Genomic DNA, 12,402 nt, shown 5'->3' with positions numbered 1-12,402 from the left:
GCCAGGATCAAACTCTCCATAAAAAATTATGATGTTTGATTAGCTCATAAAACTAAATTAATTGTTGTAACTTTCGTTACATTATTGGAATTAACGTTGACATATTGTCATTCAGTTTTCAATGTTCGTTTTTTCACTTACAATATCTTATTATATCGCGTTTGTTTAATGAAGTCAACAATAAATTTAAATTCTTTTTTAAGAAATATGTTATTAATGACTCAACAAAATCTATAATATAATGTTTGGATTGAAAGTTCAATAGTCAAAATTACACTTTATCAACATTTGCTTTAAAAAGTTAATGAAATCTTTTCAAATAGTTAATATCGTTTTGACGACTTTTATATATTACCAAGTAATCATTTTTACGTCAACGTATTTCAACTATTTAATTTGTATAAATTTACTCAAAGTATAGTTAATTTTTATATTAAGTGAACAATAGTTTATAAAGTGTAATCCGCGTCTCAGGATTTATCATTCATCTACCCTTTATGTTGTCTCTGAAATAACTTCGCTATTCTTAATTAATAGTTACTATTCTTTGAATAGGATATAAAGGTGTTCATATGATTAAGTTGATCAGATTACTCCATACTAAAAAAATAAACCATGTTTGACAATTATTGAATCAAACATGGTTTTGTTTATTGTTAACTTTTATCTTGATGAGTAAATGATGCCTATTCTTCTTTATCTTTGCATTCTTTACAAATTCCATAAATTTCCATTCGATGATGTGTTACGTCAAATTCAGTAACATGTTGTGCTAGCTGTTCCACTTCGTCTAACTGTGGATAATGGAAGTCAACTATTTTACCGCATTTTTCACAAATAATATGGTAATGATTGTGAGTATTGAAATCAAATCGACTTGATGCATCACCGTATGTGAGCTCTTTTACAATGCCAATATCTTTGAATACTCTTAAATTATTATATATTGTCGCAACACTTATATTAGGAAAATCTGGTGAAAGTGCTTGATAAATTTCGTCGGCACTAGGATGTGTTTTTGAAGAAATCATGAATTTCAAAATTGCTTGTCTTTGTGGCGTTATACGTATACCAGCTTTTCTTAAAGACGCAATTGATTCTTCAAGTTCATGTTCTATTGATTCTAATTCCGCGCTCATTTTTTTCACCATCTTTCTAGTTAATAATGATTATTACTTAATACTAATATAACTGTTACAATTTACTAATGTCAATAAAACAGTTGTATTTTCATTAATATCCTTTTACTGGGTCTACTTCATTCTCAATTAGATTTCCATAATTGAGAAAATGTTTTAAGTTTTTGATGAATATTTCTGTAACGTCATGATTAATACCATGATCGTTGCCTGTAATATGTGCTGTTATAGTTACGTTGTCTAGATCATATAATGCGTTATCTGATGTTAATGGCTCTTTTTCAAATACATCTAAGTAGGCATGTCTTATTTCATTATTACTTAATGCTTTAATCAGTGTATCTTCCTCAACTACAGTACCTCTACCAACATTAATAAACATTGCACTTTCTTTCATGTTCTCAAAGTCTTTGTATTTGATTAAATGAATCGTTTCGTCTGTTTCCGGTAAACTATTGATTACTATGTCTCCTTTTCCTAATAAGTCACTTAGATTATCAATTGTTTGTACCTCATCAAACCATTCTTTATGTTCACCTGATTTACTTACACCTATTACCTTCATATCAAAAGCTTTCGCTAACTTTGCTGTTCGTTGTGCGATTGCTCCTGTGCCTAAAAATAATATACAATCACCATTTAACCTTCTGCCAGTCATTTTCGAATCATATATCCTATTTTGTTGATTAATAAATGATGTTTTCATTTTCTTATAATCATCTAATATAAAAGCAATGATGAATTCAGAAAGTTGTTTTGCCTGTACACCTCTACTATTGGTTAATTTAATATTTCGTTCATTAATATAGTTTAATGGTAATGAATTAACACCAGTAGCATACCAAGCAATCCATTTAAGATTAGGGCAGTCCTCTAAAAATGTTTCATCTAGACTTCCATCATATCCAATTAAGATATCTAGTGATTGTCTGTCTTCATTTGGTATATTTTTGGCTTTTTTAATAAATTTAAACTCCACCTGTGGAAATGTCTCTTTTAATTTATCTTCTAACTCTCCCAATCTGAACAGACTAACTACTTTCATCTATATCACTCCAAAATGTTTTTTAGCTCTTCAATATGGGTCTTAACTTTAACTTTTTCAATAACATCTTTAACTATGCCTTGCTCATCTATAACAAACGTTGTTCGAACTATACCCATACTTTCTTTACCAAATGATTTTTTTAATTGATATACACCAACTTCATTTGAAAGCTGATAGTCTTGGTCTACGAGTAAATCAAAGTTAAGCTCATGTTTCTCTATAAAATTTTGATGTTTTTTCTTAGAATCCCCACTTACTCCATAGATATTGACATTCAAATCATTAAACATTTCAATATTATCTCGAAAATCACAAGCTTCTGTCGTACAAGTTGGCGTATTATCTCTAGGATAGAAATATAATATTGTCACTTGCCCTTTAATCGTTTCATTAGTAATAAGTTCTCCATTTTGATTTTCTAGTGAAAATTCTGGAAATTGATCACCTTTTTTTAACATTTAATCACCTGTTTCTTCATTAAGTTAATTTTATGATACGATAATAAGCGACAATATTAAATTAAAAGAGGTTGATAGTATGAACTTTACTGAAAGTGAACGACTTCAGGAATTATCAAATGAATATATTTTAGGTGGTGTAAATTCTCCATCACGTTCTTATAAAGCAGTTGGTGGTGGCGCACCTGTAGTAATGAAGGAAGGTAAAGGCGCTTATTTATATGATGTAGATGGCAATAAATTTATAGATTATTTACAAGCATATGGCCCTATCATTACGGGTCACGCACATCCTCATATTACGAAAGCTATTCAAGAACAAGCAGCCAAAGGTGTACTATATGGAACGCCTACTGAATTAGAAATTGAATTTAGTAAGAAATTACGAGAAGCTATTCCTTCTCTAGAAAAAATTAGATTCGTAAACTCTGGTACTGAAGCTGTCATGACTACTATAAGAGTTGCACGCGCTTATACTAAACGAAATAAAATCATTAAATTTGCTGGTTCATATCATGGCCATTCTGATTTAGTACTAGTTGCTGCTGGTAGTGGTCCTTCTCAACTTGGTTCTCCTGATTCTGCAGGTGTCCCAGAAAGTGTTGCTAAGGAAGTAATTACTGTGCCATTTAACGATATTGAATCATATAAAGAAGCAATTAAACATTGGGGTGACGACGTTGCTGCCGTTTTAGTAGAGCCAATTGTAGGTAACTTTGGTATGGTAATGCCCGAACCAGGATTTTTAGAAGAAGTTAATCGTATTACACATGAAAATAACAGTTTAGTCATTTATGATGAAGTGATTACAGCGTTTAGATTTCACTATGGTGCTGCCCAAGATTTACTTGGTGTTATACCTGATTTAACTGCTTTTGGTAAAATTGTTGGGGGCGGCTTACCAATCGGTGGTTATGGTGGCCGTCAAGATATAATGGAACATGTAGCGCCACTTGGACCAGCCTATCAAGCAGGAACTATGGCCGGTAACCCATTATCTATGAAAGCTGGTATTGCATTACTTGAAGTTCTAGAACAAGACGGTGTCTATGAAAAATTAGATAAGCTAGGTAAACGATTAGAAGATGGTCTTTTACAACTAATTGATAAACATCAAATCACTGCCACAATTAATCGTATTTATGGCTCTCTCACATTGTACTTTACTAATGAAAAGATCACTCATTACGAACAAGTAGAAAATTCTGATGGTGAGGCATTTGCTAAATTCTTTAAATTAATGCTTAATCAAGGTATTAATTTAGCTCCTTCTAAATTCGAAGCTTGGTTCTTAACTACAGAACATACTGAAGAAGACATTGATCAAACACTTAAAGCAGCTGATTATGCGTTTAGTCAAATGAAATAATTTTTGGTTATTCAAGCGGCTATGATAAAAGAGTCTTTACCTATAATCCTGCTTTGGGGATGCCGTTAATTAATCCAAGACATAAACTTTGTCTTGGATTTTATTTATTTAAAATGATTTAATTCTGGTTTAATAGACTATATCTAATTGAAAATAAATCACCTTTTCTACTTATAAAATTGTACATTTATATCATGTTAAGTACTGGCTACCTTCTTTCTTATAATTAAACTATTCTCATTATTAAATTTAAGACCATAGTTAATGCAATTTTAAAGTCATCTATAATGGTTATATTCACTTGAAATTTATTGTCAGTCAGTGTATAACAATAGTGAATACGAATTTAATATTATATTCAATAAATCATAAAAGGAGCGCTATTTTTTGAGACTTGGAGCTCGGATTTTAAAAACTGGTATAGCAATTATATTAGCTATGTCTATCGCTTCTTTACTACCTGATGATGTTGGTCTTAAATCATTAGCTGGCGTCAGTGCTGTTGTTGCTATGCAACCCAGTGTCTATAAGTCGATAAAAACAGTTTCAGACCAAGCTATAGGTAACATCATTGGTGCGTTATTGGCTGTCACTATGGTGACGATCTTTAGTGATAATTTCATTATCATGGGTGTCACAGTTATATTATTAATTGCAATTTTATTCAGATTTAACTTAGCCCATGTTGCTACTTTAGCAAGTGTAACTGCATTAATCATTATGGGACAACATACAGGGTCTTTCTATGTTGCCGCTTTCTTTAGATTTGTTCTAGTCATGATTGGTGTACTAAGTTCTTCAATTGTGAACTTGTTATTCTTGCCTCCTAAATTTGAAACGAAAATCTATTATAATTCTGCTAACATTTCATCTGATATATTTGTATGGTTTAAACTCGTACTAAATGATACATCCGAATTTCATAATATTAAACAAGATGGCAATCAGTTAAATACTAGGATTAATAAATTAGAGCAGATTTATAATTTTTATCACGAAGAAAGACCACTATTTAAAAAGCATATCCACGCACAATATCGAAAGAAAATTTTATTCAAAGAAGTAGTAAGAACGACTAGATTAGCATATGAAGTATTAAATAGAATGTCACGTTATCAAAATGATTTACATCAACTAAATAATCAATTACTATTACAGATTAAATTAGAATTGGATTCACTTATTGCTTTTCATGAACAAATTTTAAAAAGTTTATCTAAAAAAGCAAAATATAATGTGGCTCAATTTCAATATGAAGTTGATAATCCTCAAAAGAAAGATTTAATGGATGCCTTTCAAAATGAATTGATCCATAATCCATATCAAACACATTATTCTTATGCTAATATTATGCAAATCATCGCAGCTATTGAAGAATATCGATATCATTTGGAACATTTAGATCGTTTACGAATTAGTTTCTTCACCTATCATCGTTCAGATTCTGATATTGATATCGCTGATGAAGATTTTGATTTATAATACCGAATATTTGTTAGCAATAAATATCCAACTCCAAATTAAAGAAGAGTCCGGGACATAAAGTTCTTGGATAAGTGAAAAAAAGACAATTTCTATTGAAATAATATAGAAATTGTCTTTTTTATAAATTTTTTGATTATTTTCAGCTCGTTGAGCTACTACTTTTCTTATATTAAGTGCCATTAATACAAAACCAAGTTCTCTTTTGACTTTATTGAGTCCTCGGACAGACATCCGAGTGAAACCCAAAATAGCCTTCATAAATCCAAAAACAGGTTCCACATCAATTTTTCTTTGACTGTAGATATTTTTTGTTTCTGGTTCTGAAAGCTTTTTGTTAATTTGGGATTTAAAATATTCCCAGTTATAATTCTTCATTATTTTTTTGTTTGTTTTTGAATTGAAGTTCATACATTGATTTTTCAGAGGACATTCTGAACAATCATCACATTCATATAATTTGAAGTCTCGCTTATAACCATACTTATCATGACGATAGGCATATCTTTTAAAACCTAGCCGTTTATTATTCGGACAAATGAATTCGTCATTAATTTCGTCATAGTTCCAATTTTGAGTATTAAAGATGTCACTTTTATATTTTTTAGTTTTATCTTTTATAAACATTCCATATGTTATGAGTGGCGTTCGATTAAAGTCATCTATAATTGCCTTATAATTTGATTCACTACCATAACCTGCATCAGCTACAATATATTCAGGTAAATGACCGTAGGTCTCTTGAATTGAATTTAAAAATGGAATCATCGTTCTAGTATCCGTTGGATTTTGATACACATTATAAGATAAAACAAATTGGGAATTTGTCGCTATTTGTAAATTATACCCTGGCTTAAGTTGTCCATTTTTCATGTGATCTTCTTTCATTCTCATAAATGTCGCATCATGATCTGTCTTAGAATAACTATTTCTATCCTTTAAAATAGATTTTTGAAATTCGTATCGATACTTTCGCTCAAAATAATCATTGATTTGCTTTTTGTATTTTTTGATTTTAGTTCTTTTGAGACGTATTTGTTTTCTTGTTTTAGTACATTTTTCATTGTTGATATGTTGGTTTAAATCTTCGATTTCTTTATCTAAGTGACTACCAATCAAATCTATTTCTTCTTTTGTTAATTCATTATCATGATCTTTTTTAATTTCCGGTATGATTTTATTGGTTACCAATTCATGGTAGAGGGCTTTAGAATCCTCATTCATCTTTGATTCATGGTTTTGAATACTCTTTTTCCATACAAATGTATATCGATTGGCATTTGCTTCAATTTTTGTACCATCAATAAAAATAGCTTTATCATCTATAAGATTTTGTTTTACACACTGACTGTAAAATTGAATAAATAAAGATTCTAATAAAGCATCTACTTTTGGATTTACTCTAAATCGATTAATTGTTTTATAAGAAGGTTTTTGATTTTGTGATAGCCACATCATTCGGATGCTATCATTAAGCATTTTTTCTATTTTACGACCTGAGAATACAGATTGTGTGTAGGCATATAGAATCACTTTTAACATCATTTTAGGATGGTACGAAGTTGCACCACGGTGATGTCTGAATTCGTCGAATTCATTGTCATGAATTGTTTCAACAATATCATTTACATGTCGTGAAATATCATTTGTGGGGATAAGAACTGAAGTTTCCATTGGTAGAGTAAGTTGAGTCATGTTATAATTTTTATACATAAGGCACCTCGTTAATTTAGTTTAGTGATGTTTATTAAATTATACGAAAGTGCTTTATTTTTTTAAAGTATTACAATGTAAAATTACATATAAATACAAAGTATTTTGGCGAGACTCTTGAGGGAACAGGACAAGCTGAAGACTACAGGCTGAAGCTGTCCCCTAAGAAAGCGAGCCAACAATACGGAGTATTGTAAATAAAGAAGCCAGTAAATGAATTTGTTAAAACTCATTTACTGGCTATTTCTCTAGGGTTTATGTCCCAGACTCTTCTTTGTCTTATTTATAAATTTTGAATACTGTACAAGTGTTCGTATGCACCTTTTTTATCGATTAATTCTTGATGTGTACCCGTTTCGACAATTTGTCCATTTTGCATCACTACTATCTTATCTGCATGTGTGATCGTTGATAATCGATGTGCCACGATTAAAGTAGTACGGTCCTTACTTAACACATCAAGTGCTTCTTGTATGATTGCTTCACTTTCTAAATCTAATGCACTTGTTGCTTCATCTAAGATTAGTATTGGTGGATTGTTTAAGAAAATACGTGCTATTGATAGTCTTTGTTTTTGACCACCTGATAATTTGACACCACGTTCCCCTACTTCAGTGTCATATCCATCTTGCAAATTCATAATAAAATCATGAGCATTAGCCATCTTAGCCGCTTCAACGACTTCTTCGTCTGTTGCATCAGGTCGACCTAATAAAATATTTTCTTTCACAGTATCAGAAAATAGGATATTATCTTGTTGAACTAAGCCAATTTGATTTCTCAGGCTACCTGTTAAGAAGTCTTTAATATTATGTTGGTCAATCAATATTTCACCATCAGTTACGTCATAAAATCTTGGTATTAAATTGATTAAGGTAGATTTTCCTCCACCACTCATTCCTACAAAAGCAACTGTGTCTCCTTTATTTATTGTCAGATTAATATCTTTCAAAACTTCTTGTTCATTTTCATTATATTTGAAACTTACATGTTTTAATTCAATTTGTCCTTGTTCAATCTCAATAGGTTGTGCACCTACACCATTTTTAATGTCATAATCTTCATCAATTAATTGAAAAACACGATCCATTGAAGCAAAACTTTGTGTAAGTGTAGTAAATGATGAAACTAAACGTCTTAAAGGTCCAAACAATTGTTCAAGATATCCAACAAATGCTGCTAAGGTACCGACTGTAATTGAGCCACTTATAGCTAGATATGCACCTACACCTATAACAATAATTGGTCCAATATCCGTTACGGTGTTTATCGCTGCAAATGAATATGCGTTCCATCTTGTATGTTTGAAAGCTTTTTGTAAAAAGTTTTGATTTCGATTATCAAAATTTTGAGCTTCATTGTCTTCAATAGCAAAGCTTTTAATAACTGACATACCTTGAACGCGTTCATGTAAAAATCCTTGAACTTCCGCTAATGCTTGAGATCTAACCCTAGTTAACTTTCTTAATCTTCCAAAGAAGAAATATACAGTTAAAATATAAAATGGGAATATAAATATCGCTGCAAATGTTAATTTTACATCAAGGAAGAACATGATCGTTAATGCAATTATAATTGTAATACAATCTAACCAAATGTTCATAAGACCTGTTAAGATAAAATCTTTAGTTTGTTCAACGTCATTAATTACTCGTGAAATCACTTGACCAACTTGATTGTTGGCATAAAAGCGAGCACTTAATGCTTGTAAATGATTGTATAACTGTTTACGAATATCATATAAAATTTTGTTACTTGTCCATTGTGCTAAATATTGTCTTATAAATTCAATTGGTGGTCTTACTATTAAAAAGATAAATAAAGCTATACCTATGGCAATTGCTAAATGTGAATACTTTTCACTAGCGCTTAGGGAGTGATTATTAATAACACCATCAATCGCATATTTTATAAGTAATGGAATTAACATCGGTATACCGAATTTAATAATACCAACAATAATTGTAGCAATGATTCGATATTTGTACGGTTTTACGAATTCTAAATATCGTCTAATCATTTGTTGTAATCCCCCCACATTTTATTTGATATTGATTTATTTAAAATGGAACAGAGGTTGGATACGGTAAATACATCATGAATAACGATTCACTTCAACTATCTCTTTAAATTAGAGAAATAGTTAATAGGTGTTATTCTTCGGTAATTTACTTACATATCTCAACCTCTGAATGATATGATTATCAAGTTTAGCTATATTGATAGAGATTGGTTCATATCTAATAATCGTTTTAAATAATCCAATGCAATATTAAATAATATAAACCATCTTTATATGTTTTACATCTTATTTGCTTAATAATCTCTAATTTTCTTATATCGTTCTTTCCATACTTTAATAAAGTCTGGTGCGAACGGGCCTTTTTTCTGTTCAATCCATTGTTGTAAAATATCAACACTACGTCTCAATATAACATCAATATCATGAGGGTAGTTCATTTGATTCATATGTTGTTCATACTCATCTTCATCTAACAAATGATATTTACCATTTGGATAAACTTTAATATCAAGATCATAGTCTATATATTTTAAAGCTTCCTCATCACATACAAATGGTGAAGACAAGTTGCAATAATAGTAGACACCATCTTCACGGAACATACAAATGACATTAAACCAATACTCTGAATGAAAGTAGACAATAGCTGGTTCTCTCGTAATCCATGTACGACCATCACTTTCTGTTACTAGCGTATGATCGTTACCACCGATAATGACATGATCAGTTCCTTTTAAAATAGTTGTTTCAGACCATACACGATGGATATTACCATCATGTTTATAACTTTGAATCTTTATATCTTGTCCTTCTTTAGGTATGGATTCTTTTACCATACTCCACACCACCTTTATACTTTTTAACCAATTAGATTATATCATATTTATAAAGTACTTCTGAACTTTGATGCAATTAAATTGATACTTTTAATACATTTATTTCCTTACTGTTATCCTTCAATAAATTGATAAATTTTAGCCATAGGTACTGGAAAAGTAAAATGATCTCGTTGTTCTAAATCAAACCATATCATATTCTCAGGTAAAGACGACGCTTCAATCTCAAGTTCCTCTGGTACGCTATACACCTTAATATGCCATGTTAAATGTGTGAATTGATGCTTTAATTTAAAAATCGGTTCAGATAAAGGTTCAATCTGGTGGTTTAATTGCTTTGATATTTGGTCAATTGCATGAGATGTTTCAAACATCGGGAATTCCCACATACCACTTAATAATCTTTCTTGTCGTTTTTCTAATAGATATTCACCACGTTTATTACGAATGAGAAAAACACTTTGATCAATCGCTTTCTTTTTAACATTCTTAGTTTTAACAGGTAAATCTAATACAGTACCTTTATCGTATGCCTCGCAGTTTTCTTGTACTGGACAAAACATGCAGAGTGGATTTTTAGGTGTACAAATTAATGCACCAAGTTCCATCATAGATTGGTTAAATGTACCAGCTTCTTCACGCACGTATGGTAATAATTCTTGTTCATAAGCTTTACGTGTGGATTGTAGTTTTATATCTCTACTGTCATTATTAAGTCTAGACCAAACTCTAAATACATTACCGTCAACAGTAGGTAGCGGATGATCAAATGCAATACTCATAACTGCCGCTTGTGTATATGGCCCAACACCTTTTAAGGCTTTAAAATTCTCAGGATCTGACGGCACAATACCTTGATACTCATGTTGAACTTCTTTGATTGCATGATGAAAATTTCGTGCACGACTATAATATCCTAGCCCTTCCCAATATTTAAGTACTTCATCTTCATGCGCCTCACTTAAATCCGCAATAGTAGGGAATCGTTGTATAAATCTGTCATAATAATCAATAACTGTTTTAACTTGTGTTTGTTGCAACATAACTTCGCTTAACCATATATAATATGGATTCGTCGTTTCACGCCAAGGCATAGAACGTTGATTTTGATTAAACCATTGCATTATATTTTTTTTAAAATTGTCTTCTAAATACATATATTTCCCTTTCTTCAACGTGTTTTGATGTTTTAAATTAAGCACAAAGGCTATTTTACATACATGTTATATAAATTAATGTGAGTTGATTTTTTTATTCCAACTTTTAGATTATAATATATTATAAATTAAGACGAAATGAGTGAACATATATGGATACAGCCACGCATATCGTGATTGGTGTTGGCCTTACAGCACTTGCAACACAAGATCCTGCTATGTCAGATACATTTGCAGCAACCGCTACAACACTAATTGCAGGATCACTTATACCTGACGGAGATACAGTTTTAAAACTAAAAGATAATTCAACGTATATTTCACATCATAGAGGTATTACACACTCTATTCCTTTTACAATCTTATGGCCTATTTTAATCACGTTTTTAATTTTTGTCATATTCAACCATACGAACCCTTTACATGTATGGATGTGGGCGCAATTAGCTGTGTTCTTGCATGTATTTGTTGATATCTTTAATTCCTATGGTACACAAGCTTTAAGACCTATTACAAATAAGTGGATTCAACTTGGTGTAATTAATACGTTCGACCCAATAATATTTATTATTCTATGTATTGGCGTGGCATTGTGGGCATTTGGTGTACATCCTTACTTAGCCTTTTTCCCGATTATCGGGGTTCTCGTAATATACTATATTGTCCGCTTTAAAATGCAATCATTCTTGAGAAAACAAGCATTGAAACAAATTAAACAAGAACATAATCCTGTTAAAGTTTTCGTGATTCCTACTTTAAAATTTATGGAATGGCGTATAGCAATTCAAACTGATGAACATGATTATGTAGGTAGATCATTTGGTAGAAACATTGTTTTTAGTGATAAGGTCAAACGTCAACATTTATCAATTGATTCATTATTATGGAAAGTTAAAAATAATAAAGATATTAGGACATTTTTAAATTTTTCATCGATTTATCGTTGGCAAACAACACCATTAGAAGATGGTACTACTGAAATTAGATTAATGGACTTGAGATATTTAAATAATGATCATTATGCATTTGTTGCAATTGCTCATTTAACTCAACAAGATGAAATCGACCACTCATATATTGGATGGGTATTTAGCGAAGATAAACTTCAGCGTAAATTATTCGCCAAATAAAATAGCCGAGGCATTTGGATAACTTCATTCTCCAAGTCCTTGGCTAT

Annotated in this window: 9 protein-coding genes and 1 pseudogene; 3 read left to right on the top strand and 7 right to left on the bottom strand. The window is 30.9% G+C overall.

Annotated elements, in window-relative coordinates; all coding sequences use genetic code 11:
* Positions 1 to 686: 686 nt before the first annotated feature.
* From perR to bcp, 3 genes are all read right to left on the bottom strand, one after another.
* Positions 687 to 1,139 (bottom strand): peroxide-responsive transcriptional repressor PerR, encoded by a 453-nt coding sequence (gene perR / locus ACJQQZ_RS11120; RefSeq protein ID WP_002452366.1) that lies wholly within the window; start codon positions 1,137 to 1,139, stop codon positions 687 to 689.
* A gap of 94 nt (positions 1,140 to 1,233) precedes the next feature.
* Complete coding sequence (locus tag ACJQQZ_RS11115; protein WP_107532908.1) at positions 1,234 to 2,184, bottom strand: phosphoglycerate dehydrogenase; 951 nt, start codon at positions 2,182 to 2,184, stop codon at positions 1,234 to 1,236.
* Between the two features lie 5 nt (positions 2,185 to 2,189).
* Positions 2,190 to 2,645: a thioredoxin-dependent thiol peroxidase gene (gene bcp / locus ACJQQZ_RS11110; protein ID WP_002452364.1), complete on the bottom strand. Its 456-nt coding sequence runs from the start codon at positions 2,643 to 2,645 to the stop codon at positions 2,190 to 2,192.
* A gap of 79 nt (positions 2,646 to 2,724) precedes the next feature.
* On the opposite strand from bcp, the gene ACJQQZ_RS11105 reads away from it, so the two are divergent.
* Entirely contained in the window at positions 2,725 to 4,014 is a 1,290-nt protein-coding gene (locus tag ACJQQZ_RS11105) for a glutamate-1-semialdehyde 2,1-aminomutase (protein ID WP_075778662.1), read from the top strand.
* 387 nt (positions 4,015 to 4,401) lie between these two features.
* On the top strand, positions 4,402 to 5,496 hold the full coding sequence (locus ACJQQZ_RS11100; RefSeq protein WP_002452362.1) for an FUSC family protein: 1,095 nt from the start codon (positions 4,402 to 4,404) through the stop codon (positions 5,494 to 5,496).
* 38 nt (positions 5,497 to 5,534) lie between these two features.
* On the opposite strand, the pseudogene ACJQQZ_RS11095 reads toward ACJQQZ_RS11100, so the two are convergent.
* From ACJQQZ_RS11095 to mutY, 4 genes and pseudogenes are all read right to left on the bottom strand, one after another.
* A pseudogene (locus ACJQQZ_RS11095) lies at positions 5,535 to 7,209 on the bottom strand (IS1182 family transposase).
* Positions 7,210 to 7,492: 283 nt separating this feature from the next.
* Entirely contained in the window at positions 7,493 to 9,229 is a 1,737-nt protein-coding gene (locus ACJQQZ_RS11090; protein WP_124227738.1) for an ABC transporter ATP-binding protein, read from the bottom strand.
* A 296-nt stretch (positions 9,230 to 9,525) separates the two neighbouring features.
* On the bottom strand, positions 9,526 to 10,068 hold the full coding sequence (ntdP, locus tag ACJQQZ_RS11085) for a nucleoside tri-diphosphate phosphatase (RefSeq protein ID WP_002452360.1): 543 nt from the start codon (positions 10,066 to 10,068) through the stop codon (positions 9,526 to 9,528).
* Between the two features lie 113 nt (positions 10,069 to 10,181).
* Positions 10,182 to 11,225, bottom strand: a complete 1,044-nt coding sequence (gene mutY / locus ACJQQZ_RS11080) for an A/G-specific adenine glycosylase (protein WP_124227739.1) — start codon at positions 11,223 to 11,225, stop codon at positions 10,182 to 10,184.
* A gap of 152 nt (positions 11,226 to 11,377) precedes the next feature.
* Here mutY and ACJQQZ_RS11075 point away from each other — a divergent pair, with 152 nt between their 5' ends.
* Positions 11,378 to 12,355: a metal-dependent hydrolase gene (locus ACJQQZ_RS11075; RefSeq protein ID WP_002452358.1), complete on the top strand. Its 978-nt coding sequence runs from the start codon at positions 11,378 to 11,380 to the stop codon at positions 12,353 to 12,355.
* The last annotated feature ends 47 nt before the right edge of the window (positions 12,356 to 12,402 follow it).

Source organism: Staphylococcus sp. KUGN1 (assembly GCF_045984185.1).
Classification (GTDB): domain Bacteria; phylum Bacillota; class Bacilli; order Staphylococcales; family Staphylococcaceae; genus Staphylococcus; species Staphylococcus warneri_A.
Note: the sequence above shows the minus strand (reverse complement) of the source record. Positions and strands in the feature narration are given on the sequence as shown.